At 57.3% G+C, this 25829-nt stretch carries 25 protein-coding genes; 14 read left to right on the top strand and 11 right to left on the bottom strand.

What is annotated here, in order from left to right; genetic code table 11:
* Window positions 1–123: 123 nt before the first annotated feature.
* Both CR152_RS32390 and CR152_RS32395 read right to left on the bottom strand, forming a co-directional pair.
* On the bottom strand, window positions 124–432 hold the full coding sequence (locus CR152_RS32390) for an H-NS histone family protein (protein ID WP_099883084.1): 309 nt from the start codon (window positions 430–432) through the stop codon (window positions 124–126).
* A gap of 599 nt (window positions 433–1031) precedes the next feature.
* Complete coding sequence (locus CR152_RS32395) at window positions 1032–2084, bottom strand: PDDEXK nuclease domain-containing protein (protein WP_099883086.1); 1053 nt, start codon at window positions 2082–2084, stop codon at window positions 1032–1034.
* 1387 nt (window positions 2085–3471) lie between these two features.
* Here CR152_RS32395 and CR152_RS32400 point away from each other — a divergent pair.
* The 7 genes from CR152_RS32400 to CR152_RS32430 all read left to right on the top strand — a co-directional run bounded on the left by CR152_RS32400 (window position 3472) and on the right by CR152_RS32430 (window position 12963).
* On the top strand, window positions 3472–6180 hold the full coding sequence (locus tag CR152_RS32400; protein WP_099883088.1) for a DUF6531 domain-containing protein: 2709 nt from the start codon (window positions 3472–3474) through the stop codon (window positions 6178–6180).
* Window positions 6177–8576 carry an RHS repeat-associated core domain-containing protein gene (locus CR152_RS32405; RefSeq protein ID WP_099883090.1) on the top strand — a complete coding sequence of 800 codons (2400 nt, stop codon included), beginning with the start codon at window positions 6177–6179 and terminating at the stop codon, window positions 8574–8576. Before CR152_RS32400 ends, CR152_RS32405 begins: the two co-directional genes overlap by 4 nt.
* A 238-nt stretch (window positions 8577–8814) precedes the next feature.
* Complete coding sequence (locus tag CR152_RS32410) at window positions 8815–9507, top strand: IS6 family transposase (RefSeq protein WP_099883092.1); 693 nt, start codon at window positions 8815–8817, stop codon at window positions 9505–9507.
* A 560-nt stretch (window positions 9508–10067) separates the two neighbouring features.
* Entirely contained in the window at window positions 10068–10361 is a 294-nt protein-coding gene (tnpA, locus tag CR152_RS32415) for an IS66 family insertion sequence element accessory protein TnpA (protein WP_099873747.1), read from the top strand.
* Complete coding sequence (gene tnpB / locus CR152_RS32420) at window positions 10361–10702, top strand: IS66 family insertion sequence element accessory protein TnpB (RefSeq protein ID WP_099873748.1); 342 nt, start codon at window positions 10361–10363, stop codon at window positions 10700–10702. The genes tnpA and tnpB overlap by 1 nt, the downstream gene beginning before the upstream one ends.
* A 55-nt stretch (window positions 10703–10757) precedes the next feature.
* Window positions 10758–12278: an IS66 family transposase gene (gene tnpC / locus CR152_RS32425; protein ID WP_099880179.1), complete on the top strand. Its 1521-nt coding sequence runs from the start codon at window positions 10758–10760 to the stop codon at window positions 12276–12278.
* Window positions 12279–12531: 253 nt separating this feature from the next.
* A complete protein-coding gene (locus CR152_RS32430) occupies window positions 12532–12963 on the top strand; it encodes a hypothetical protein (protein WP_099883094.1) in 432 nt (143 codons plus the stop codon).
* A 349-nt stretch (window positions 12964–13312) separates the two neighbouring features.
* On the opposite strand, the gene CR152_RS33950 is transcribed toward CR152_RS32430, so the two are convergent.
* Window positions 13313–14029 carry a PEP-CTERM sorting domain-containing protein gene (locus CR152_RS33950; RefSeq protein WP_208640326.1) on the bottom strand — a complete coding sequence of 239 codons (717 nt, stop codon included), beginning with the start codon at window positions 14027–14029 and terminating at the stop codon, window positions 13313–13315.
* A 271-nt stretch (window positions 14030–14300) separates the two neighbouring features.
* Here CR152_RS33950 and CR152_RS32440 point away from each other — a divergent pair, with 271 nt between their 5' ends.
* Window positions 14301–15260 carry a DNA-binding protein gene (locus tag CR152_RS32440; protein ID WP_099883096.1) on the top strand — a complete coding sequence of 320 codons (960 nt, stop codon included), beginning with the start codon at window positions 14301–14303 and terminating at the stop codon, window positions 15258–15260.
* 150 nt (window positions 15261–15410) lie between these two features.
* Complete coding sequence (locus tag CR152_RS32445) at window positions 15411–16445, top strand: tyrosine-type recombinase/integrase (RefSeq protein ID WP_099883098.1); 1035 nt, start codon at window positions 15411–15413, stop codon at window positions 16443–16445.
* Window positions 16446–16465: 20 nt separating this feature from the next.
* On the opposite strand, the gene CR152_RS33530 is transcribed toward CR152_RS32445, so the two are convergent.
* The 6 genes from CR152_RS33530 to CR152_RS32475 form a co-directional block, all read right to left on the bottom strand.
* A complete protein-coding gene (locus CR152_RS33530; RefSeq protein WP_208640327.1) occupies window positions 16466–17290 on the bottom strand; it encodes a hypothetical protein in 825 nt (274 codons plus the stop codon).
* Window positions 17291–17772: 482 nt separating this feature from the next.
* The gene (locus CR152_RS32455) at window positions 17773–18834 is read right to left on the bottom strand and encodes a ParB/RepB/Spo0J family partition protein (RefSeq protein ID WP_099883102.1); all 1062 of its coding nucleotides are present in this window, start codon (window positions 18832–18834) and stop codon (window positions 17773–17775) included.
* Window positions 18831–19889 carry a ParA family protein gene (locus CR152_RS32460; RefSeq protein ID WP_157778899.1) on the bottom strand — a complete coding sequence of 353 codons (1059 nt, stop codon included), beginning with the start codon at window positions 19887–19889 and terminating at the stop codon, window positions 18831–18833. Before CR152_RS32460 ends, CR152_RS32455 begins: the two co-directional genes overlap by 4 nt.
* A gap of 111 nt (window positions 19890–20000) precedes the next feature.
* The gene (locus tag CR152_RS32465) at window positions 20001–20546 is read right to left on the bottom strand and encodes a hypothetical protein (protein ID WP_157778900.1); all 546 of its coding nucleotides are present in this window, start codon (window positions 20544–20546) and stop codon (window positions 20001–20003) included.
* Window positions 20509–20745, bottom strand: a complete 237-nt coding sequence (locus CR152_RS33535; protein ID WP_157778901.1) for a hypothetical protein — start codon at window positions 20743–20745, stop codon at window positions 20509–20511. Before CR152_RS33535 ends, CR152_RS32465 begins: the two co-directional genes overlap by 38 nt.
* A 359-nt stretch (window positions 20746–21104) precedes the next feature.
* On the bottom strand, window positions 21105–21290 hold the full coding sequence (locus tag CR152_RS32475) for a hypothetical protein (RefSeq protein ID WP_099883110.1): 186 nt from the start codon (window positions 21288–21290) through the stop codon (window positions 21105–21107).
* Between the two features lie 202 nt (window positions 21291–21492).
* Here CR152_RS32475 and CR152_RS32480 point away from each other — a divergent pair, with 202 nt between their 5' ends.
* On the top strand, window positions 21493–22494 hold the full coding sequence (locus tag CR152_RS32480) for a response regulator (RefSeq protein WP_157778902.1): 1002 nt from the start codon (window positions 21493–21495) through the stop codon (window positions 22492–22494).
* On the opposite strand, the gene CR152_RS32485 is transcribed toward CR152_RS32480, so the two are convergent.
* Entirely contained in the window at window positions 22495–23631 is a 1137-nt protein-coding gene (locus tag CR152_RS32485; protein ID WP_167400017.1) for a DUF4902 domain-containing protein, read from the bottom strand.
* Window positions 23632–24026: 395 nt separating this feature from the next.
* Between CR152_RS32485 and CR152_RS33540 the strand changes: the two genes are divergently transcribed.
* The gene (locus tag CR152_RS33540; protein WP_157778903.1) at window positions 24027–24275 is read left to right on the top strand and encodes a hypothetical protein; all 249 of its coding nucleotides are present in this window, start codon (window positions 24027–24029) and stop codon (window positions 24273–24275) included.
* Here the strand turns inward: CR152_RS33540 and CR152_RS32495 are convergent.
* Window positions 24246–24656 (bottom strand): helix-turn-helix domain-containing protein, encoded by a 411-nt coding sequence (locus CR152_RS32495; RefSeq protein ID WP_099883118.1) that lies wholly within the window; start codon window positions 24654–24656, stop codon window positions 24246–24248. The two genes, CR152_RS33540 and CR152_RS32495, sit on opposite strands and share 30 nt — an antisense overlap.
* A 106-nt stretch (window positions 24657–24762) precedes the next feature.
* Between CR152_RS32495 and CR152_RS32500 the strand changes: the two genes are divergently transcribed.
* The 3 genes from CR152_RS32500 (at window position 24763) to CR152_RS32510 (ending at window position 25770) form a co-directional block, all read left to right on the top strand.
* On the top strand, window positions 24763–24990 hold the full coding sequence (locus tag CR152_RS32500) for a YdaS family helix-turn-helix protein (protein WP_099883120.1): 228 nt from the start codon (window positions 24763–24765) through the stop codon (window positions 24988–24990).
* Between the two features lie 65 nt (window positions 24991–25055).
* Complete coding sequence (locus CR152_RS32505) at window positions 25056–25349, top strand: hypothetical protein (protein ID WP_099883122.1); 294 nt, start codon at window positions 25056–25058, stop codon at window positions 25347–25349.
* A gap of 142 nt (window positions 25350–25491) precedes the next feature.
* Window positions 25492–25770 carry a hypothetical protein gene (locus CR152_RS32510; RefSeq protein WP_099883124.1) on the top strand — a complete coding sequence of 93 codons (279 nt, stop codon included), beginning with the start codon at window positions 25492–25494 and terminating at the stop codon, window positions 25768–25770.
* Window positions 25771–25829: the final 59 nt, after the last annotated feature.

Consider the following 25829-nt stretch of genomic DNA (forward strand, 5'->3'; position numbering starts at 1 on the left):
GCTAATGGGTAGAAAGAATAACTGCCTGTCTACGGAATCGGATAAACCCCGGGCAATAAATAGCTGACCCGCTCGATGGCGGCACTTAATTTTTGTTCCACAGGGATTTCGCCGGTAGTGGAATTACACCTTGGCGCTATCGAGCGTACCGGCTTCCGCCATAGCTTTTACCCAAGCTGGAGAGCGCCCACGGCCCGTCCATTCATTGCTCGGATCGGCCGGGTTACGGTATTTCACCGCCGCCTTGTTTTTGACTTCCGTCTTGCCGGCTTTGCCCATCAGCTCTCCGAGTGGAAGGCCTACACGGGCCGCGATCGCGGTAATTTCCGCGCGCGCGTTCTCGATCGCTTTGCTTTCACGCGTTTTCATTTCGACTGCGATTTGATCATACAGTGCTTTTAATTCAACAAAAGATAAATTTGACAAGTTCATAGAGGTCCGTTTGGTTAGTTTTTACAATAAACTGTTGTAACAATAACCGCCAGTCGTCCGGCGTGTCAAAATAATTTTAAACAAATTGGCACAATCGATCCGTGATATAACTCAATTTCATGGCGGCTACCCACACAGCCTGGATAAAGCGGAGGCGGTTTTTTTGAAACCGCCCCGGAGGAAGCAGAAATATATTAGGACGAAAATAGCCCCATCCGCAAGTCGTGACAACCTAATAGGGAGTGCGGCATGCGATGCGTGCCGTGCTGGCCGGACTCCGCCCAGCGGCTATTTGGGAGAAAGTGCAATGCGTATGCGGCCAATTAAGTTTTTAACGACGTGTTTTGACATGCTGCTGACGAGTGGTGCGGCAGTCGATCTGGTACATGCCATGGAAGCAAGCCCCCATGGTGGAGTACTGTTTGCCGTGATAGTCGGAACAGTGGTGGCTGGGGTAGTGGTGTGCTGCGCCATTAAGCACCGTGATGGTCCGCCAGCACCGTAAGCGAAAAGGACAGGCCGCCGTTCTTTCCGTAACGGGCGGCCCTGGGAAGCTTGGCCACAGCGCTTCCCCAAAAATTCAACATCTGTTGCGCGAACTACGGGTCGAGCCGATCCGGGCTGGGCCGATTCTCCAGCCGCGCCCTCGACAGCGCCACCGCCTCATTCAGCTTTTGCTCTAGCAATTGCCGGGACGGCAAGCCAGTCAGGTACTCGGCGACGTGAATGCCGCTTTGCCCCAGTTCCAGCAATTCTATCTGTTCACGGTTCTTGCCTGTGCAAAGGATAATGCCCAGTGGCGGCGCTTCGCCCGGCTCTTGTTCATGTTTGGCTAGCCACCGCAGATAGAGCTCCATCTGGCCTTTGTCGGCCGCCTTGAATTCGCCAAGCTTGAGTTCGATGGCGACCAGGCGCCGCAAGCGGCGGTTGTAGAACAGCAGGTCGATGTAAAAATCGTTGTTGTCGATTTGCAGCCGTTTTTGACGGGCGACAAAACTGAAGCCGGTTCCCAGCTCCAACAGGAAATTTTCCAGTTCGCGCAGGATGGCGTCTTCGAGATCTTTTTCAAGGTAGTGATCGCGCAACCCCAGAAAGTCCAGCACGTAGGGGTCCTTCAGCACGAGGTTCGGGCCGAGCACCCCCTTATCGCGCAAGGTCGCCAGTTCGCTCGTCAGCAATTCGTCGGGCTTGCGCGAAAGAGCCGTGCGCTCGAACAGCATGGAATCGAGCCGGCCCTGCAAGGTGCGCGTGCTCCAGCCCTCGTCGCGGCACATCTCCAGGTAGAACTCCCGCTTGAGGGGATCGTCGATGTAGATCAGGCTGCGCAAATGGGTCCAGCTCAATTGTCTACTCAGTGCGTAGACAATCTCCTCGGCCTCGAACACCTCGCCAAAACGCAGCATGTGACGCAAGTTTTTGGCGCCGAAGCCGCGCCCGTGCTCAGCTTCCAATTGGCCCGCCAGCAATGCGACGATCTGTTCGCCGTAGCCTGCCCGTTCCCCTTGAAGCACCTCGGCGCGTATGCGCCGGCCAATGCGCCAGTAAAGCATGGTCAGGGCCGAATTGACCGTACTGGCCAGTCCGGCCCGTGCCTCGCCGATCAGGACGCGGATGTCGCCGGCCAAGCCGGTTGTCACTGCTGCAGCTTGCATGTCTTGCGGTTCCACGAGCTCGCTCCTCGATATAGCGCGTTCAGCACAAACCTGTTGTCAATGACAATCATCATGCAATAACTCTACGCACCATGTAAAGCCTTAGGAAGGGTGTATGGCCCCATTTTCATGCGCGCACAGGTAACCGGCTAACAAATATATTTGTTAGTCGATTGGTTGGGGGCGCCAACGGCAATCTCACGAGTTGCAGTGTTAATTGACTGATCAATAGTAGCCCAGTCGTTTTCGCTCAATTCGACTCGGGCCTGTGTTACTTGAGCGATTGATTCCCGAAAAATTTGATACTCATGTATTACCTGATCCGGACGAAATGATGTCATACGCGCCGTTCATCTCCATGAACGGCAGCTGCATTCGTATTACTGGTTGCATCCTGGCGTGGATGGGCAGTACTCAGCGCTTCTGCAATATTATCGAAACAGCCAGGGCGGCAAAGTCGACATGCCGCTCCATCACGACGAGTGCATCGCCGAGCTTGTTCAGCTTGGCTTCGCGCTCTTAGTCGGCAAACAGACTGGTCTTGATCATGAAAAATTACGTCAGAGTCGAGGTACCGATATCATGCCAGATTCACGAGGGTTTTTCGAGGTGCCCGTACGTTGAAATGCTGCTGACGAGTGGCGCCGTAGATCTGGTATATGTCATTGGAAGCGAACCCGCGCCGTGGAGTGCTGGTTGTGGTGATTGTAGGGATGGTGGCGGTCAGCGTTGTGGGATGGCGCGCTTACGCGCCGCAATAATCCGCCGGCACCTTAAGAAAATAGATAGGGCTCCAAACATCAGGTTCTAACCGGCATCGCCGAGGCAAGGCGTGTTCTGTCGAGGCGGGGACAGGCCAACGCGCCTCCCAGCTCGCGCGTTCCGCGGCGCGGTGCATCGATACTGGGCACGCGGCCCTGTCGAATCAGCTACCTGTGGCGGTTGGCCAGGGCGTATTGGTCTATCTGCTGGTCCAACAAACGAGGATCGCAGAAATGCGGCTGGTGGCCCCTGCACTTGTACAAGTCGCGAAGCGCCGGGTGGTCCGGCTGCAGCCGCCGCAAACGCTCGCCCCGTCGGGCATGGGTGGATCAAAAGTAAGAGCGGATCAGACGCGCTGTGGGCCGCAACGCGACGACAGCTGTTTATTCCCCTGAGCGAGCGTCGAGTTATCCTGTCAGGCCCGCCGTTCTGCCCCACCCCATCCACAAAAAGCATTTCCATCGTGCGCTGGGCACAACCCGGCAAAAAATGGCAACGAAGCAAAATGTCAACATATATAAGTTTCAATTAAACAACATTAATTTGCCATAATTGTTGTCGAATTTTAAAATTTGTTGAGGCAACATGAGATAATTCTGCAACTTTAAAAAATCAAAGGTATGACATGGCTTTTCCCTTCGCAGGCGCACCGTTTTTATCGCGGCTATCGCCCCACCGCATTTTTTTCGTACTAATCACGGCAATTTCCCTGTGTGTCACGCTCCCTGCGCGGGCCGCTGAGCCTACGCCTAGACCCGACACCTTTGGTCCGTATAAATATACTATTTTTGGCGGAAGTGAGGACCTGGATGAGGCGGGCGCAATCAAAACAGCGATCGCGCGTGTAAAAGCCCTGGACGTGAATAAAGACTATTGTAAAATAAATTTTGTGTCACCCCCATCGTCAATTTACGGGGCTGAAATTGTAGATGCCGATGCAATGCGCGGCTATTCACACAAGTCGATATCCGCATACTACTATGGTGTGGTAAATGGCGTATGCGTCGAGACAATAAAATTAGAACCTAATCCCTTGCCTATGAAGCGCTGGCGATTGGTATGCCACGCAGCGAAAAACTATCGCTATTCCGCTGAGGAAGATAAATGCGTCTATTTCACACCTGAGTCAAACAAGGACGCGGACGGAAAAAATATTGGCATTGGATGTCCTGAAGCACCCGGACCGACCGTCGGCAAACCGATTCAGCCAGCCACAGGCAATATGTGGCACATCATCACGGATTACCAGGCCCCGCAGAGCGCGAGTAGCCTGACGCTGAGCCGTTTCTATAACAGTGCGCCCACCTATCCGGATCCCTACGTGGTTCGTGGCTTTGGCGTGCGCTGGACCCATTCGTATAACAAATCGCTCAGGCCTGAAAAACAATACTCTAACGGAAGCACTTGCTGGCGTTCCCCGGTAGACGGCTCGTTCGATTGCTCGTCCGGTTTCCAGAGCGATGAGCCGATTCCAAGCAGGGTATCCGTCAGCCATCCTGACGGCAGGCAAACGATGTTCACACGTTCCACCAATGGCAATTACACCAGTTCGCCCGACGTGTGCGACAGGCTGTCGCCAGTCATGGCGGGAGACAATTTGGCCGTAAAAGAGTGGATACTCACCAGTGCACAGCATGACCGCACGGAACGTTTCGACGCTAAAGGTTTGCTGTTGTCCGTAACGGAACGCAGCGGGCTCAAGCAAGTATTCACGTATAGCGACGGCGTCAGTAATAACACTAGCGTCAGTCATTTTCCAGCAGCCGCACCCGCTTGTGCCAACGTGCATCCGGATGACGTACTTCCGGCCGGCCGCCTGCTTTGTGTGACGAACAACTGGGGACGCCAGCTCCAGTTCAGGTATGACGTGAAAGGCCGCATTGCCGAAATGATCGATCCTGCGGGTAAGTCCACGCTCTACGAATATGACGGCGCATCGGGTGGCTGCATTCCAGGCAATGAAGCCAGCGTCGCCTGCAAGGCAAACAATCTGACCAAGGTGACTTACCCTGACGGAAAAAGCCAGACGTACTGGTATAACGAGGCAAGCAAAATCCAGATCAATGACGACGCGGAATGCAAATTGCTGACCAAAACAACCGGAAATGGTTTTGGCCCCACGGCTTTCAGAAACCTGATGACTGGCCTGGTCGATGAAAATGAAGATCGCCACATCAGCTGGACGTACGACTGCGCCGGGCGGGCGACGTCCTCGCAACTCGGCGAAGACATCGACAAGGTCACGGTCGCCTATGTCGCTAAGCCTGATACAGGGGGGCCGCCATTGGCAATTGTGACCCACTATGTGGGGCCGAAGGAAAAACCGGTGACGTCGGTGAGCTACTTTGAAAAGGATTATGTGCAAGGGGTTGCTAAAACTACCAACATTTACGCACCCTGCGTGGAGTGCGGCTCGATCGCCCAACGTAAATATGACGCCATCGGCAATGTCACCATGACGAAGGATTTCAACGGCAACTACAGCTGCTTCCAATATGAGGCCGGGCGCAATCTGGAAACGGCGCGGGTCGAAGGCGCGTCAACTGCCGATTGTACGTCGCTGCTGGCCGCGCAGACACTTGCTTCGCCAGCACGTAAAACCACGACCAAATGGCACGCGGAATTCCGCCTGCCGGAGACCATCGCCGAACCCAAGCGTATTACGAAATACCAGTACGACTTCAAAACCGGCAATATAACCAAGACCGAGCAGGCCACCACCGACCTGACGGGCGCGCAGGGAGTGAACGCGCCTCTGACGGGAAGCGTCCGGAAATGGGCATACGCATACGATAAAGGGCAATTGACAACCGTGACCGGTCCGCGTAGCGACATCGTCGACGTCACCAAGTACGGCTATGACTCGAAGACGGGCGACTTGATCACAGTAACGAACGCCGTCGGCAAAGCGACGACTTACGGGAGCTATGACGACCATGGCCGGGTTCACACGATTCGCGCGCCTGACGGCGTTACGACAGAGCTGGCTTACACCGAGCGCGGATGGGTCAAGTCGAAAATCGTATCAAGCGGCATAGACGCAAATAAGCCCCCACAGACGACCACATACGCCTACACGCCGTCAGGTCAGATCGAGATGGTCACGTTTCCCGACAACAGCGTGACGAAGTATACCTACGATGCGGCGCACCGGCTCACTTCGGTCGTCAGCGGCCGTGACGAGAGCCTCGAAAGCATCATTTATACACTCGACCTCACCGGCAACAGGATCAAGGAAGAAGTGCGCGACCACAAAGGCAACCTTGTGCGCCAGATTACCCGTACCTATGACAAAACCGGCCGTCTGACGAGCCAAACCGGAGCTGCACGATGACCCGCCGTATTTTCAGCCGTTTGACTTCCGGCGCATTGATTGTTGTGATGACGTATACCCCGCTGCTGGGTGCCTATACCGGCACCGTCGCATCGGCGCAGTCGGTGCCGGAAGCGGCCACCAGTTACAAGTACGACCTTGTCGGCAATCTGAAGGAAATTACCGACCCGCTGGGACGGGTGACGAACCTCACCTACGATCCACTCGACCGTGTAAAACAGGTGGAACAGCCGCTGACTAACGGCGCCCGCCCGACCATCAAGTATGGTTACGACGGCATCGACCAAGTCGCGACGGTGACCGATCCGCGTAACCTGGAGACGCGTTATGGCGTTGACGGACTGGGTAACCGCAACGAGCTGGGAAGCCCCGACACGGGCCTGACCAAGTCAACCTACGATGCCGCCGGCAACCTGAAAACGCGCATCGACGGCCGCGGTAAGACGAATACCTATTTTTATGATGCGCTCAACCGCCTGACCCGGATCGACTATACGGGCACCGTCGGAACCACGTTCGAGTACGACGGCGACGCCAAGCTGACACCGACTGCCGCTGGCAAAATAACGCGGATGACGGATGAATCGGGTTATACGACCTATACCTATGACGCATTCGGGCGGCTAGCGACCAAAGCCCAGACCACGACCGGCTTGGGGACCTACACCAACACGCATACGCTTGCCTATGAGTACGATGCGGCCGGCCGGCTGGCGAGCGTGACCTACCCGAGCGGGAACCGCGTTAACTATGGCTACAACCCTGCGGGCCAGGTCGCCAGCATCACGCTGAACCCAGTGGCAGCCAATGGTACCGGCACCAACATCAACATCAACAGCAGTATTGTTTTGCTGAACAATATCACCTACTCACCGTTTGGCGGCACCACCGGCTGGACATGGGGCAATAGCGTTCCAGCAAACCAGTACGCGCATGTGCGCACCTACGACCTCGATGGCCGGATCAGCAGCTATACGATGGGAAGCCCTTCGGCGAACGGCGTTGTACGCACGGTCAATTACGACGCCGCCAGCCGCATCAAGGGATACACCCATACTGGTACAGGAACGGCGCCCAGCCCTGCCAGCTTGAACCAGACCTTTGGCTACGACGAGTTGAATCGCCTGACCAGCTACAATGGCAACGGCACCAGCCAGACCTACGCCTACGACGCCAGCGGTAACCGCGTCAAGGCTGGGTTCGGAGCGAACAGCTACACGAACACCATCGACCCGCTCAGCAACAAGCTGAGCGCGACCACCGGCCCGGGGCCGGCAAAGACGAATCTCTATAACGGCGCGGGTGATCTGATGACGGGTGGCACGCACGTCGTCACCTATAGCGGCCGGGGCCGCCCGTACAGGAACGAGAATGGTGCCGTCACCACCCACCAGCTGTTCAACGGCCTGGATCAGCGTGTATTCCAGACTTACGGTGGTGGTATATTCGTCTATGACGAGCAAGGACAGTTGGTAGGTGAGTACAGCTATCTCAACGGCAAGGCGATGCGCGAGACGGTGTACCTGGGCAATCTGCCGGTGGCAGTGCTGACGCAGACAGTGACAGGAACGGCACCTGCCCAAAGCACGGCGATTAACGTGTTCCATATTCATCCGGATCATTTGGGATCGCCACGGATGATCACGCGCACGCTCGACAACAAGATTGTCTGGCGCTGGGACAACGGTGATCCGTTCGGGCTGACACCGCCGACCGAATATTTCAACGGATCAGGTACCTTTACATTTAACTTGCGCATGCCAGGCCAGTACTACGACCGAAGCACGAATCTGTTTCACAACTACCACAGGGACTATGATCCGCAGACGGGACGGTACATCCAAAGCGATCCGATCGGACTGGCGGGCGGCATTAATACCTATGCCTATGTCGGCGGAAATCCCGTATCGTCAATCGATCCTGCCGGGCTAGCTGACTACACGTACGACTTTTCGATTTATTCCAAGCAGAACCCTGTCCTGCAGCTATGGAACGTGACCGCAGAGAAGCTCGCTGACACGCTCCGTGGGCCCGACTATGTATCGGCGTCGGCGAACTTGTATATTGTGTCTGGTGGGGTAGCGATGAATCTCCATAATGGTAATGTCTATGCGCAAGGTAGCCTGTTAAGGAGCTATCCTGCGCCAAGTGGTAAGCTGGGATTCTGCGCAGTAGCGGGGAGCATCGTTGGATCTGGTGTGGACGGAGCCCAGACCGATTCGTTTTTAGGCGGGGCCGGCAATCAGATCGGCTATTTTGCTCCGGTTGGGACTCCTTTTATTGGAGTGGGCGGAGGGATGAGTCACGCCTATGGCGGTGCTTATTCTTTCGAGTATGGTGTTGGCACTCCAGGCGCTAGCGTTTCGCCAGCGACATATGGCTGGGTAAAAAAATGAAAAAAACGTGGCGGCAATTGGTAAAAGAATCGTTGACGAAAACCCGTGACGAGAGATATGCCGAAATGTCCAGAAATGAAAAAATCGGATATTGGATTTTCGGTTTTGTAGTGTTCATCATAATGCTGCTAATATGGAACTCAGCCTAGGGCAGCACTGATTTATGGTTCTGTCGCATTAGCGAACGTCGGCGGGGCAATCATGTAAACTGCGGCGCCCGAACCCAGGACGAATCGACATGCTCAATTTCAAAGGGATGCGCTTTCCTATCGATGTGATCCTCGTCTGCCTCCGCTGGTATGCCGGCTATCCGCTGCGCTACCGGCACCTCGAGGAAATGATGGAAGAGCGCGGCATGTCGCTCGACCATTCGTCAATTAACCGGTGGGCGATTCGCTTCCTGCCGCTCATCGAGAAGATGGCCTGGAAACACAAGCGCCCGGTCGGCTGCAGCTGGCACATGGATGAGACCTACATCAAGGTCAAGGGCGTCTGGAAATACCTCTACCGCGCAGTCGACAATCAGGGCAAGACCGTCGACTTCTTGCTGGCGGCCAAGCGCGACATGGCCGCAGCGAAGCGCTTCTTCGACAAGGCCATCGGTGCGAACGGCGATCCGGATAAGATCGCGATGAACAAGAGCGGCGCCAACAAGGCGGCGATCGATGCGATCAACGCCGGCCGCGACGTCCCGATCGTAGTACGCCAGGTCAAATACCTCAACAACATTGTCGAGCAGGACTATCGCGCCATCGAGCGGGTGACCAAGCCCATGCTCAACTTCAAATCGGTCCGGTCCGCCGGCACGGTGCTCGCTGGAATCGAGCTGATGCACATGATCCGCAAGGGTCAGTTCGAGATCGACGACGCCGATGCGATGTCGTTCGCCGAACAATTTTTTACGCTGACAGGGCCGGTCCGTCCAGTTTGAGGCCCACAGTGCCGTTCCAGGGAAAATTCCATCGTTTGATCAACAATGCGACAGAACCGATTACATTCCTAGTGCGGCGCCAGGTACCGATGAGTTCTATACTAGGAATTTACGCGTAAAAATTTCTATAATGAAAAGTCTTACCGCCGAGGACGAGCGAACGCTGTTCGGGCAACGCCTGGTTAGCGCCATGAAGTCCGTAGAAATATGCTGCTCTCCCACACAAGTTGCCCGCGGCTTTAATCTTCGAGCTAGCGGGGCGACAGTCACGTCGCACGCAGCGCGTAAATGGTTGTTGGGTCAAGCCATCCCGACTCAGGGCAACATACAAGTGTTAGCGGATTGGACGGGAGTGAATGCGGCCTGGCTTAGATTTGGCGAAGGGGAACGGTGCCGAAGTATTTCGGCGATGTCGCCAGACTCCCCTACGGATGCGCGCATGGTTAGCATGGTCAATGATCTACGGTCTTTGCCGCAGCAAAGTAAGCGTCCGGCCCCTCCACCTATGAATTCCTGATCGCCCAAGCCAAACTATCCGCTCATTCTTTCAGGAGGTGATAGTGTCAAATTCGGAACGTGAGAAGGTATGGGAAGAGCGCGTCGCGCAGTGGCAGGCCAGCGGCCTTTCGCAGCGGGCCTACGCAATCGAGCAAGGCTTTCCGGTACGCCAGGTTGGCTACTGGGTACGGCGTTTGACCAAGCGGGAAGCGATGCCTACACTGCTCCCGGTGCGGGTGGCACAGGCGGGTCCGGTGGCGGTTGCGATCAGCTTGCGCAACGAGCACGGTTGGACCTTGAGCTTGCCGACCGATATGCGGGCCAGTTGGCTGGCGGAATTGATGCGTGCGTTGTGATGCAGCTGTCGGCCGATACGATCTGGCTGGCGACGGCGGCGGTGGACATGCGCACGGGCATCGACGGACTCTCCCTGCACGTGCAGCAGGCGTTAGGGCGAGCGCCGTGCGACGGCACGGCCTACGTGTTTGCCAATCGCCGCCGGACGCGCATGAAGCTGGTGTGCTGGGACGGCACCGGCGTCTGGATGTGCTTGCGCCGGCTGCACCGTGGCCAGTTCGTCTGGCCGCAGGCAGACGAGGCAAGTTGGCAGATGAGTGCCGAGCAATGGCAGTGGTTGGTGGCCGGTGTGGACTGGCAGCGCTTGTCGGCCACAGCGCCGGTGCAGTGGCGCCTGTGAGGACGTAAACTGTTTCGCTTGTAACCATTATCCATGCTCGGTAAACTACCGAGCCATGGATCTGCTTAACGAACTTGCCCTCACTAACATCGACCCAGCTATGCTGGCGCAGGTGCGGGCCTTGTTCGAACAGCAGCGGACGAAGCTGGCCGAGAACGACTTTAAGATCAAGGCGCTGACGTTCGAGCTGGCCTATTACAAACGGGTCCGCTTCGGCAAGGCCAGCGAAGCGCTGGTCGGCGAACAGCGCATGCTATTTGACGAGGCAGTCGATATGGACCTCGCCGCCATCGACGAGGAACTCCACAGTCAGGCGCCGACCAAGCAAGCGCGCAAGCGTGCCGGCCGTCAGCCACTGCCGCCGGAACTGCCGCGCATCGAGCACCGCCATGAGCCGGAATCGTGCCAGTGCGGGCAATGCGGCGCAGGCCTGGTCAAGATCGGCGAGGACGTCAGCGAACAGCTGGACGTGGAACCGGCGCGCTTCTTCGTGCATCGCCATATCAGGCCGCAGTACGCCTGCAGGCCTTGCGAAACGGTGACGGCAGCGCCAATCCCGTCGGCCGTCATCGACGGCGGCCTGGCTGCAGTCGGTCTGCTGGCGTGGATCGCCGTCTGCAAGTACTTGGACCATCTGCCGCTATACCGGATCGAACAGATCGCCGCGCGCCAGGGCGTGCCGCTGGCACGCTCTACGCTGGGCGAATGGATCGGCCGCATCGGCGTGGCCCTGCAGCCGCTGGCCGACCGGCTGGCCGAACTGCTCAGGGAGCGAAGTTGCCTGCATGCTGACGAAACACCAGTACGCCAGCTTGATCCCGGCAGCGGCAAGACCAAGCACGCCTATCTGTGGGCCTACCGTTCGAACGCGCTCGACGACGGGCCGTCAGTGGTCGTGTTTGACTACCGGACGAGTCGTGCTGGCGCGCATGCGCGCGCCTTCCTGCAGGACTGGCGCGGTCACCTGATGGTCGACGACTACGCCGGCTACAAGGCAATGTTTGCCACGGGTCCGACCGAACTCGCATGCCTGGCCCACATCCGCCGCAAGTTCTTCGACGTGCACGCCGCCAGCGGCAGTCCGGTGGCTGAGGAAGCGTTGCGCCGTATCGCCCAGCTGTACGCCATCGAGCAGCAGACAACAGGCATGACGTCGTCGCAGCGCCTCGCCTTGCGCGAGCAGCATGCCATCCCGGCCTTGGCCGAGATGCATACCTGGTTACTGACTACGCAGCGCAGCGTCGCCGCCGGCAGCGGCACTGCCAAGGCCATTGAACATGCCCTCAAACGCTGGCCAGCGCTGCAGCGCTACGCCAGTTCGGGCAGCCTGCCCATCGATAACAACCCGGTCGAGAACGCGATACGGCCGATCGCTATCGGCAAGAAGAACTGGCTGTTTGCCGGGTCGGAACGGGCCGGCCGCCGCGCCGCTGCCATCCAAAGCCTGTTCGCGACCGCCAAACTGAATGGACTCGATCCTGCGCGCTGGCTAGCCGACACACTTGAAAAACTTCCAACCTGCCCGAACAGCAGGATCGACTCGCTGCTACCGTTCGCAAACTCTACACAGGCCTAAGCGCTTACGGAAGGTGGGGCCGCTGGCTGCTTACGCAGCAAAGCCGGGAACTGGTACGTGGGCTGATAAATGTACTGATGGACGCACAAGCGTGCAACCAAGACGGCGACCTGAAATTGTAGAGTCCTTCACTGGCATCGCCTTGATAACCTGTCCGACCGTGCTGAAAGTTCGTGAACGCGTGATTAGCTCCCTAGTACGGCGCCCGGCACCGATGAGTTCTATACTAGGAATTTACGCGTAAATTTTCATTATGAAAAGTTCTATCGCCGATGAAGAGCGCACGCTGTTCGCGCAACGCCTGGTCAGCGCCATGAAGTCCGCAGAAATATGCTGCTCTCCCGCACAAGTTGCCCGCGGCTTTAATCTTCGAGCTAGCGGGGCAACAGTGACGTTGCACGCAGCGCGTAAATGGTTGTTGGGTCAAGCCATCCCGACTCAGGGCAACGTACAAGTATTAGCGGATTGGACGGGTGTGAATGCGGCCTGGCTGCGCTTCGGCGAGGGTGAACGGTGCCGAAATATGTCGTCGATGTCGCCAGACTCCCGTACGGATGCGCGCATGGTTAGCATGGTCAACGATCTACGGTCTTTGCCGCAGCAAAGCCGGAAGCTGGTACGGGGTCTGATAGATGTACTGATGGACGCACAAGCGTTCAAGCAAGACGGCGACCTGAAATTGTAGAGACCTTCTCCGGCATCGCCTTGATATCCTGTACGACCGTGCCGAAAGTCCGTGAACGCGTGATTAGATCCCTATCCGCGCGTGTGTTACTCACGCTGCGTGTTTAGCAGGAATAATTTTTCGATCTCCTGCTAAATAAATTGCCACATTCTAGTGGTGGTGCTGCCCACAGGCGCGCCGAAGGGGAGGTTTAGGTCTTTGCCGACATTGGTAACGTTGTGTTCAACGTAGGCGGGGAAGCCAAGGATGGAGCGGGACCGGCTCTAGCCAAGACGGGCGCAAAGCGGAAAACGGCCACCAAGTAGGGCGGGCGCCGGGGCGCAGCGGTCGATCTATCTGAGTTCCAGCCTCAGCCCTTGCGACGGGCTTTGGCCCGTGCGACCGCCCCCACGGTCAGCAGGCCGGCGGCCAGCATCGCGTAGCTGGCAGGCTCCGGTACCGGGGAAGGCGGCCGCACGGCGAGCGAAGTCAGGGTTCCCCAGGTGCTCAGGCTGTCGCCGTTTTGGTCCGGGTAATACCCGTAGAGAATTTGCGACCATTCGGCGGCCGCAAAGTTCAGGAACTGCGGTGGCGCATCAGTGGCCAGCAGATCGCCATTGGTGTCGCCCAGGCTGATCCGCATATACTCGCTGCCGTAGTGCCCGCTCGTGCCATTACGGTACGTGCTGCCCATAAAGCTGAAGGAGTCGCCATACGGCTGATTCGATACGCTGAAACCGGACTCGTAGAGGGAACCTTCGGAGGCGAAGCTATAGCCGCTCCGGTCCACGCTTACACTGCCGATATTGTTCAGCGATCCGCGGTATTCAACCGTCGAATACTCCGGCCGCCAGTCATAGGTTGGTGTATCGAGGTCGATGGTGAACGAGCCGCGCTGCGTGTCACCCGCCACGATCTCCTTGCCATCGATGGAAATCGAAGGCACGTCGATGGTGGCGTACCCGGTGCTGGCCCCGTAGCGGGTGGTTTTATCGACCACGGCGGTGTAGTCGAAGGTAACCAGTTTGGCGTGCGCCTGGCTGGTGGCAACGCCGGCCAGGAACATCGTGACGAGATAAGCGCGCATGGGCATTCCTTGAATGGTAATCAAAATTGTCAGTTTAACTATCTACTCTTGGCAGAGTCAAGTGACCTACGCCGTAATATATTACATTGGAAATTTTCTTGAACCACTGAACGCGTGATTAGTACCCTAATCACGCGTTCATAAACCCGCCGAAACACGGGTAAACCGGGCTACACTTGCGACTCAAGAAAGACGCAAAGTCGCTTGCCTGTCGATTATTCGTATCATATCATTCGTATCATATCGTATCATCACAAATGGGGAACAATCGATGGGTAGAGAAGCGAGCATCACACTGGCCCAAGTAGCCGCCATTGCGGACGCCATGGTTGCGGCCGGAACCACGCCGGCCTTGCGCACTGTGCGTGAGCGCCTGGGAAACATGGGGAGCCTGGGCACGATCAGCAAGCTGTTGCAGCAATGGCGGGCGGATCGGGAAAAGAAGATCGCTAGCGCGTTGACCCTGCCGGCGGGCGTACAGCGCGCCATCCTTGAATTCATGGGTCAGGAACTGTCCAGCGCAAAAGCCACGCTGGAAATCGAGCTGGCTGAGCAGCAGCAGGAGGCGGCCGATCTCGCCACCGAGAACGAGCGCCAGGCTGCCGAGATCGAGCGTCAGGTCGACGCGCTGACGGCGCTGCAGGTGGACCTGGCTACCGTGCAGGGCAAGGCGGGTCAATTAGAGCTCGACTGGCAGGCCGGCCAGGTCGAAATGGAACGCGAACGCAAGGCGGCCGAGTCGGCGCGTACGGAGTTGGCCAAGGCCCAGTTGCGCCTCGAGGCGATGCCGCGGCTGGAAGCGGATCTCGTCGCGGTGCGCGAGGAACTGGCCGTCGAACGCACCGCCCGCGTGGTGGCCGAGCAAGCGGCGGCGGTCGCGGCGGCCAGGTTCGATGCGAGCGAGCGCCGCGCCGGCGAGATCGAGGCGCGCGAGCAAGCAGCTGTCAGCCACATCACCGAACTGGAGCGGATGGCGCAGCAAGCGGCGCGCGAGCTGGCATCGGCCAACCTGGCTGTGCAGGCCAGCCAGGCGCGGTTCGAAAGTGCGGCACGCGAGCTGGAACAAGCGCGGACTCTGGTCGCCGCCACGCGCGATGAATCCAAACGCGCCAGCGAGGAAGCGGCTGAGCTGCGCGGCCAGGTTCGTGCCGATGCGCTCGCCGCTCAGGATGCCGCCAAGCGCGTCAATGAGGACGAGCATCGCGCAAAGACCCCGCCGTCCAAGAAGTAAACAACTGTGTCCATCCCCCTGCCCTTCCCCGCGCAAGGGGGTGACATCGACAGCGTTCCAGCCGTGCACGCGCCACATCGTCCGCTTGCCGCCGGTGGCCCGCCTCCCCTCCCCTCTGGGTCCCTGACCCGTGCCACCAACGATGAAGAGTTGATCGCGCTTTGGCTGCGCCGGCCGAACCTGTCGCCGCGCACCGTACGCAATTGCCGCAAGGAGGCCGACCGCTTCCTGTACTGGATTCGCGCACACGGCAAACAGTTGGTCGACGTCCGCTACGAAGACCTGCTGGCGTTCGCCGCTTTCATCGCCGATCCGCAGCCGGCCGACCAGTGGATCAGCGCAACGCGGTTCCCGCGCGTCGACCCGCGCTGGCGGCCATTCTGCGGCCGGCTGGCCGACGTGTCGCAGCTGCAGGCGCTGACCGTCATCAAGAGCCTGTTTCGCTGGGGGTACGCGGCCGAGTACCTGGCCGCCAATCCGGCCCAGCTGCTCACCGGCATGCGCGCCATCGGCGGCGACGCGGTCGTGCGCCATCTGCCGCCGGCCGCGATATCTCTGCTGCTCGACGCGGCCGACGTCCTGCAGGACGACACGCCCGGCGCCGCGCTGCGCCGCGCGCGCGCGCGCTTCCTGGTGCAGGCGTATTACCTGACGGCGGCGCGTCTGGGCGAGCTGGCCAGCGCGGACATGCGCAGCATTCGCCGCGACGACAGCGGCGCGTGGTGGCTGCATGTCCTTGGTAAGGGCAGCAAGCGCGGGAAGGTGCCGGTGACGCCGGCGCTCCTGGCCGAGTTCCGCCAGTACCGCCAGGCGTTCGGCCTGCCCGCGCTGCCGGCGCCTGGCGACACAACGTCGCTCGTGCTGGCGACCCGCGGCCCCCAGCGCGGCGCCAGCCATTACGCGATCGCCGCCGCGCTCAAGAGCGTCATCGAGCGCGCCCGCGTCATGGCCGTGCAAGCCGGCTTGATCGAGATCGCCGACCGCTTGTCGCGCGCGTCGACCCACTGGCTGCGCCATTCGTCCGTCACGCATCAGGCCAACAGCGGCGTACCGCTCAAGACCGTCCAGCTCAATGCGCGCCATGCCTCGATCAAGACCACCGGGCGGTACCTGCACAAGGACGACGCCGAGCGCCATGCGGAAACCGTCGCGACAATCGCGATTCGTCTTCCGGATGCCGGATAGCGGCCGTGCGCGCACCCGGATCACTCGACCACTTCCCGCAAATTGCCGTTGGCGATCCCCCTGTACAAGCCCTGCATTTGCTCGCCGGCATACAGTTCGCAATTGCTGTCACGAGTCACCTCCGCGGTGCCGTCGAAGAACCGCACGCGCATGCCGTTGCTGACGTGGTAGTAGCGCTTGAAACGGCACGCCCTGGCGATGTTGGTCAGCTCATGTGCTGGATCTGGTTCGCACTTGCGGCGTTCCTGGTCGGCTTTGCCGGCGTAGTCGACCTTCTTCGGGTTCACCAGCATGGCGTGCAGGTAGCGATAGCATCGCGCGGCATTGGCACCGATTTTATCGAGGTAGCGCTTGGCGACCAGGTACACGTCTTCGAGCTTGTAGTCGTTGCGACGAGCGACCCCGAGCAGCTTGCAAACACCAGTCGCCAGCATGCCGGTTTCCTCTGGAATTCGTGCCACTGTGGGAGGAAGGGTTGGGGGTTGCCCTTCTCGATTTTTGATCGAGATCTCCTGTAGATCTTTTTTCAAACTAAGATCAACGTATATAGCACCGTCGGACATTTCTGTCTCCTGGGCTACAGTTGGGGCCGGTTTGCTCTTCGTCGGCAAGTCGATCAGCTCGCACAAGCCTGGCGTGAAGACATAGCGCTTCGACTCGAAGACCCCGTATTCCGACCTGCCTTCCGTTGCCGGAAGGACCCACTCGAATTCGCGGAACGTGCGCATGGCCCGCTGAACCGTTTTGTAGCTGACGCACGCTTCGTCGGCCATCCTGTCCACGCGAGCGCGTATGACCGCGGCCCCGTTTGTGGCGGATGCGCGGGTGACCAGGGCCTTGAGCACTGAGAGGGTACTTTTCGTCAGCGCGCGGAATGTAGGGTGAGTTTCAACCCTCATTAAGGCACTTTGAATAGCGGTAGGGAGGTGAAGGTATGGCTTTACAACATCATCTAGCGTAATTGCAGGCACGAGCGCTCTCCGTGGACCAATATGGCCACAAATGGTTTGACGTCGCATTTCAGGGGGGCTAAGATGGAGTTCTCACGCAGCTCTTATTCACCCGAATGCATTATTTGTAGTTCAGAAAGCAAAAAACCCCGGCCGGCAAGCTGGGGTTTTTTGTTTGTGGAGGCTATTTTTTCATAGCAGGCCTCGTTGTGAAATGCAGGCGGCACAAAATATTCCAGTGGAATATTTTGTAACCTGTTGATTTTAAAGAGAAAATCACTTTATTCTATCCTTGCATAAAACACTACTGGGCAGTATTGATACGAATTATTCCAGTGGAATAATTTGTAACCTATTGATTTTAAAGAAGAATTCACTTATTCAACTTCCGTCGGCTTGGACGTAGCAGTGGCTATAGCATTCGCTTTATTCTGAAAATATTCGACCATAAGCGCTAACTCTTCTACTGGATCAAGCTCCATCGCACTGACGCGCAGTGTAATTACCCTGCCTTCGAGCTTCGCTGTATAGAGCTGTCTGTTCCTCGGGTCCGTGATGACTTTCGGCTTACTGTCAGTTCGCTTTTTTTCATGCACTTTGTTTCGCGATTGGACCATCTGCGCAACCCATGCACGTACCGAATTTTCCGGGGCGTTTTGCTCCTTGATGCGCTCGACCGCCTTCACCACAAGATCAATTTCCCCAGGAAGTTCTTCGACAAGCTCATGTATTGTTTTTGCTGTTCCCATACCAATCAGATCAGGCTTTGCGTCAAGCATCTTTAGGATGGGTTCTGGAAGGGTCAGCATGGCAAGCCGCTTAGAAACCGAGCCTTGCTTCGTAGCAAACATGTGCGCGAGCTCATCCTGCGTCCTGGCATAGCCTTTTGCTTTGGCGCGCGCGTATAGCTTTGCCTTTTTGTAATCGGTGTTTTCCTTACGTCCCTCGTTGTGGACCATCAGTCCCTTTTCCGCCGCGGTATCGTCCAGCTTGACGATTCGAGCTCGGATTTTCGTCCAGCCCATCGATCTTGCCGCTCTGATCCGCCGGTGGCCTGCAATCAGCTCGAATCGTCCGTTCACCCAACGAACCACGACTGGCTCTTGCTGACCGGCATTGGCCATCGTATGGGCCAATTCATCAATACTCTCCGGGTCGTAACGCCCAATGGAATCTTCTTCTGTCTGGAACGGGCTGTCGTACACAAGATCGACGTCAACGTCGTGCAGCTCATCAATAACCACTTCCCATCGCATAGGACTTGCTGAGCTGGCTACTTGAAGGTGAGGACGTTGGCCCGCAATCTGTTCAATTTCTCCGCTATCAGGCAGGCTAGTAGGAACATCAAAAGCGCGAGACTCCTGCACCCCCTCTTTGGCGGAAACTTTGCCGCTGGAGATCAGTCCTGAAACCTTAATACCTGGTCGTGAATTGCTCATACAGTCGCCTCAGATCCAGCCACGCGATAGTCCAAACGAATATCATATCGTTTGATAAGTGTTTTTGTTAGGTCAATAATGTCTCGTGCACCAACAGAATTTGGCTCTTTCTCTAACACAGTCCCGTTTGTGCTCGTGTTGTTCGGATCGGCTTCGCGTAAGAATCCGACGAAGTCGCGCACGATGACATCGTTAATTCGGCTCGGGTATTGCGCTAACAGCGTGGCGAGCATATCGTTGTGGGGCTTCTTGGTCTGATTATATTTATTGACAACGATATGTACTTCCAAATTGGCATCTCGGTTTTTGAATGCAGAGTTGATTTCGTGTACGTTTGACGCCAGTACGTCCATAGCAGCTATGGAATGAGGTTCTGGTGTGACGACAGCCAACAGCAGCTTGCATGCCAGCATGAATGTAGTAGCCAGAAGTGATGATCCTGGCGCAGAGTCAACAATGATCACGTCGTATTGGCTAAAAAATGCGACCTCTTCCTCAAGTAGCCGTACAAACGCTTGTTCGCGGTTCAAGGTGCCAATCAGCCATGAGTCGTTGGCCATGGTGATGTCCGCAGGAATCAGATCGAGCATTCCTCCTTCGTAGATGGGCCGCACGGCATCTGAGATCCGTGTTGGCTCATTTCGCGCAGCTCGCTTCATTAAGTCGCCAACATGCGTAATGTTCTCGGTCAGTGGGTTGATGCCGAACAGCCCCGTGAGCGTGCCTTGAGGGTCGCCGTCTATCAGCAGAACTTTGTAACCAGACAGCGCCAGACATGTACCGGTATTGCCCGCAATCGTTGTCTTCCCGACGCCGCCCTTCGCGGTACGGTCAACGATGAGAGGGGGAAGTTTTACGGGGCGGGGATGATCCGGGTGGATATCCAGCAACTTCATGCGAATCTCACGAATTTGTCGCGCACTATATAGTGCATGAACGTTATCGTCAGCATCACGAAATTTGGATCGGAACATCTTCGGCGTTCCATTAAACCCCGTAAGTTCCAGTGCTAATTTCGCTTTGACGCCTTGAAAAGTTCTAGTAACCATTGCCATGCTATGCCCAGGCTGAATTATTGTGCTTAGGATCATAACGTTAACGTTGGACGTTTTCAAAGTACTTTTGTGAAAAAATCGTCCATTGATAAAAATAGAGGCCTGAGCTGTTCAAAATGTGGCGTACGGAGCACTACAGGTGGTGAGGTGCTGGTCGACCGCATCGAGCCAGGTTGTGCCCCGCGTGAACTTCCGGATGATCGCCTTTGTTCCTTTGGTGCGCACGACCAGGTGCGGCTCGTTCTCGCTGTCGGCCGGCGTCCACAGCACCGACATTGCCCACTCAAGGCGTTCCGCGTTCCGCCGCTGTGCATGCAAGACAACTCGGATCTGGTCCAGTGCAGTGAGGGGATTGAATCCTATGTGCGGTCCGATGCCGGCCGTGGCGGCGACGCGGTCGCAGATCAGCTCAAGGTACTGTTCAGCGGTCGTTTTGCCGACTTCGGCCAGCTGGCCGCGAATGCTGCTGATGCACGCCTCGGCCTGCGCTTCATCGATCCCGTTCGAGGATGCGATGGCTTCGACAAGCATGCTTGCCGCGCGGTCCATCACGGTTTGTTGGGACGCGATGCGCTCGGTTAGCGCGGCGATGTGGTCGGCGGCCGCGTTGGCGGTCGGGTCATTGGCGAGGCGTAGGCGCGTGATCAAGTCGTTCATGTGGTGGAGTGTAAAGGTTGAGATAGTTGGCGATGGTGGCGTCGAGATCCTTGCGGTAGCCGCCCAGGGTGAGGGCGGTTATTGCATAGCCGTCGTTGCCGACAATGGCAAGCAGCTCGCGCAGGATCTGTGCGCCATCAGGAAAATTCGCGCACGCCACGCAATGGGTGGCATGGCGGCATGCGGGTGTAGTCTTCATGTGCGCGATCTGGTAGGGCGGGCCAAGATCAGAGGGCCAGGTTCGGCGCCGTGACGTGCGTGGCGATTCGTGCGGACAAAAGCCTTTACGCTGGCGTGTCGTCAGAGGGCAATGGCGTAATAACGGCTGTCGGATCGATGGCTTTGTAGGCCGCCATCAGCGATGCGGGCATGGTGCCGTCCTTGTTCGGTGTCGCGTACAGGCAACCGTGCCCGTGTTCGGCGTAAGCGGGATGGCGAACGCGGCGATAGCGCAGATGTCGTGTTCCTTCAATAACTGTTCAATACGTCCCCACAGTGGATCGATTTCATTCTGGAACATTTTTTGCACACCCCGATAGTTAGGCGACATGTGGGGCCTTACTGGGACAGCTCGGCGCGGCAGCCGAGGGGGGCGGGCGAGGAGTGCGCGACGTTGAGATAGACGACTGCGCAGACGAGCACGACCAGGGCCGCGATGTAATGACGTTTCACTGATGGTTCCATTGGCTGGGCGCACGGCAGCAGGAAGAAATCCGGCGTGCGATTGTTGTTGAGTTCTTTCATAGGGCTCCGGGGTGCGCTTTGGGGGAAATGGCGCCGGCTCGTCGCCAGCACTTGCAACATAATATTGCAATTTAGCGTGTTTGTTGTAATTTTTTATTTCATCAAAAAATGTGAGAATTCGTGATAAATGCTCTTATCCAACATTGGCCTTTTTTGTAACTTCATTCCGCTATATACTGAAAAGCCGTCCGAGGAGACATGCATGCCAGTCCAGTTGCCGCTTTACCGTCATCCGACAATGACGGTTGTGATTGATGATGATCGTTCTTCACTGGCCATACTGGATTTCCACCTCGAAAAAAGCCTGGCGACGACCGCCTTCAACCGGGCTCGCGCGGCGCTCGATTGGGTGTCGGATATTTTCAGCAGGGTGGACCTAGGTGGACCCCAACTGTTGGGCTTTGAAGATGAGTGCGGTGAAGGGGGCACGACCGCCGAAACGGACCTGGAGCGGATCTATCACTTTGTCGGCGATCCCAAGCGTTTTTCGCTGCCCACCGTCGTGGTGATCGATTACGCGATGCCGGACATGGATGGGCTGGAGTTTTGCGAGGCGGCCGCCGATCTGCCCTGTAAGAAAATCATGTTCACTGCGCGCGCCGACGCGAGCTTTGCCGTGGCGGCCTTTAATCGCGGCCTCATCCATCGGTTTATTCGCAAGCAGGAGCCCGATGCGCTCGACCAGCTGGAGACGGCCATCGACGCTCTGCAGAACACCTACTTCCTCGATCAATCACGCAGCCAGGCCAGTCAGCTGGACGCCCACGAGTTTGGATTTTTGCGCGACCCGGCTGCGGCCGCCATGGTCCAGGGCCTGTGTGATCGCTACGGATTCGTTGAATACTATCTTTTTACCAATCCCCACGGCTTTCTGTTCTTTGACGCAGAAGGAGCGCCCACGCTCGTCCCGATGATGAACGCCAGAAGCCTTGAATGGCACGCCGATATCGCTGAAGAGGAGGGGGCACCGGCGGAGCTGTCGGCCGCGCTGCGTGAGCGTCGCGTGGTGCCGTTTTTCCATACTGGCGACGGATGCTGGTCCCCCGATCTGCCAGGCGACCCGCTGAAATACTGCAAGCCACCGCAGGTCACGCGGGGCAGGGAAGACTACTACTGGGCGATGTTCGATCTACCCGACCACTATCGCAAGCGCGAACCGTATTCGCACGCCAGGTTCCTGCGCGAGCACATCGATCGCGCCTGATTACCCTGTAACGGGAAGCATGCCGTGCAGCCGGGCCTTGTTGATCGCATCGATGCTGGACTTGGCTTTCAATTCGACCTTGAACGACTTGATATGCCGGTCCAATGCAGACAGGCTCATCCTCATGCGGTCGGCGATCTCCTTGCGCTGCAGGCCATCGTGCATGTGAAGCAGAATCGTCCTCTCGATATCCGATAGAACCGCGCCCGCGGCGGTTTGGGTGTCGGCGGGCGCGCGCAGCTGGTGCCGCATCATGCTATGCGCGAACCGGGCAATCTCGATCAGACTGGGCTCGATCAGGCGCAGTTCCCTTTCCGTGACAGCTTCTCCCTTGCGTGACAGAACAAGCGTGGCCAGGCCATCGTCGGACGTCATCAGCCAGCCGTGCTCGATGCCTTGTTCGATAGCTGCGGTCCAGAACGCCGGGTCTTCGGCGTGCCATTGCTCGGCGTGCCAGGTATGGGCGCCGCGCTGCATGTGCAGGCGTGGATCGCGCATCGCTAGTTCTTCCGTCGCATACACCTCGCGCCAGGCCGGCCGGTGATTTTCTTCGAGCACGTAGATGTAGGCATCTTCCTTGCAGCGGGCGTAGGCGAGGGTCTGGTCGAAGGAGAACTTCTGCCTGGCCAGCTTGGCGATCTGCGCGAACTGGTCCGCCGGCGGGAGGCAGGCCAGTTCGCGCGCGGTCTTTCTGCCCCAGGTCGCGGTTCCGTCGCGGTGGACGGGCCGCATGGCAATCGGCATGGGCCGTAACGCGGCACGCATGGGCGGCAGCTGCGGATCGTCGCGCACGCCCTGCGCTTCGGGGTTGAGCTTCACATAAGGTTGCCAGTCGAGCCGCCGTCGAAGGCGGCGCATCAGCATGCGGTAGAAAGTGGACCGGGACAGATCGTGTTTGAAGGGGGTAACAAGGACGATGTTCGTGCTTACGCCCTGGGCCGGCACGACAAAATCGTTGCGTACCTCATCAAAATACCAGTGGAAACGGACCCACACTTCGGGATCATGTTGGCCGCGCCATTCGCTGAAGCCAGCGACTTTGGCGGGGACGATACGCTGGATCTCGCGCAGCAAGGTTTCGTCGGCCTGTATGGTCGTGGCGAGGTGAGCGACCGCGCGCAGCTGGGCCGTGGTCATTCTCACTTCGGGAAACGGGGTGCTACAAGCCATTTAATTCCGCATTGCAATAAGCGGTGGCAAGTGTAGCGCAGATTGTTAATCTTAGCTATTGGGCAAAGTTGAGAGGGGCCGTACCAGGCCCGGCAGCAGCGGCAGGCGCTACTTCACACAGACCGCATCGTCACCGCATTTTGACATGCTAGTCTGTCGGCAATAAAAATTTTCCAAATGTAACAATTGACAATCTCATAATTTGATATGCTGTTCAGCTTGTGACTGACAGTTTACTGTCAAACGTTAATTATTACTTCGGCGAAAGGTGATAGTTAACTTCGGTTGCCATGAGCCCTACGCTCTGGCAAAGTGTCACTACAGTTTCCATGTTGTAACATTATTGTTAACGGATTAATACCATGTCCACCCTAAGCGCCGCTGAATTGAACCTGCCACTACCAGAAGTGCCTATCGAGAACGCCTCGTCCAACCAGGCGCGCAATGCCTGGATGGGTTTGTTCGACTCCGCCTCGACCGCGTCAAAAGCGTATCTGTTGAACGTCGCGCGTTCGCTCGCCATCGAAGATACCATCGCCGCCTTGTCGGCGGCCCACGCCACTTCGGAACGGCAATTGCGGCTAGTCCGAAGCCGCACCTTTTGCAGGTAATTTTTCTGGAGGCAGCTTCTCGGCATGCGTCGATGAGATCATCATCTGCTGTTGGCCTTTCTCCGTCGACTCTCGAAAGTTTGTCAGTAGCTTGGCTTCAAGCGGCTTCACGTACATCAGGATAAGGCTATCTGCAGTTGGCGGTGGGCGTATCGTAGGCGTGCCAAATTTGAGGTATTCGGGAGTCACGTTAAGAAACTCTGCAACCAATCTGAGAGCTTCGTCTCGCGGAAACTGCGTTCCATTGAGCCACTTGGAGACGGATTGCGGGACCATGTTCGCGTAGCGCGCAAGTTCTGATGCGTTGCCGCCATTTTTCCGCTGCAACGCGTCGCGAAGGCGCTTGGCGCGATCCTGGACGTCTTTTTCCGCTCTTGTCATCTTGATCTTTTTACCGAAATAGTTTCTTAATAGTACTAATTACAATAAATTATTGTAAAAAAAGGAAAATAACTGTAATATTTTATAAAATAATTTATTTAAGGCAATGATGATTGAGGTTGAGGAAACTGGAATTGCCTTCGCAGTGCGGCTGTGTGGTACGCAGTCCGCGCTTGCCAGGCTCATCAAGCACACCCCCCAAGCCGTCCAGCGCTGGATGGCGGCGGGCAAGCCGTCGAAGGTCGGATGCAAACTTATTGCGCTTGCGCTTGGTGGAAAAGTTACTCGCGCCCAGCTCGATCCCGATCTTTTCGGCCCTCTCGTTTCTGTCTAACGCCGGTACTTTATCAATTTTTTATCCATAGAGCATAAGATTTCCCCATGCCAATCAGTCCTGTCATGGATACCGACCCGTCCGATGCCGAGTTCAGCAAGAGCTTACTTTCCGACCTGGCCCAAGTATCCCCGGAAATTGCCGACCAGTCACGCAAGAATTTCACAACAATCTTGCATTTTATCAATAACGCAACGGCTACCGCTATCGCGGAACGAATGGGTATGCACGAATCGTCTATTTCTCGTGCGAAATCGGGCGGGCAACTCAATTACTGCGCGCGCTTGCTCGCAGCCGCGGGACTCAAGGTCGTGCCGGTCGACGCCATCGTCTACTTGCAACCGGACGAGTACCGATGAAAACCTAGTGCCCCGCATTTGACCTCCTAATCGAGTCCGCCGGCAAGAAGTACGCAAGTCTGCATTTTGAGCGGGCGGCGTTGTGCCGCCCCTACTGTCTGTCCGCGTGACTGGAAACATGATCTCCAATAAAGAAGACCGAATGAATGCATTTCAACACTTTGCGGCCCAGCACGCTGCGCTGCACGCCAGGCATGTGCTTGATGAACCTGCGCGGCGCGCGGGACGGCGCCCGCCCAGCGACATCGAGCGCAAGACGTTTGAGCACGTACGCGCGCATGGCGGCCGCACTGTGGCCGAGATCGCCAACGCACTCGGCGTCAAATCGCCCGAGCTGTATGCGCCCCTGCAGCGCTTGAAAACACTTGGCCATATCAAGCCAAACGGCACAAGCGGCGCCATTACCTGGAGAGCGGCGTGACGTGGACGGTCGGAAGTCGGATCGGCTCCGACATGTTCAGCGAGCGTACGCGGGCGTCC

This window comes from Massilia violaceinigra (assembly GCF_002752675.1).
Lineage (GTDB): Bacteria > Pseudomonadota > Gammaproteobacteria > Burkholderiales > Burkholderiaceae_D > Telluria_A > Telluria_A violaceinigra.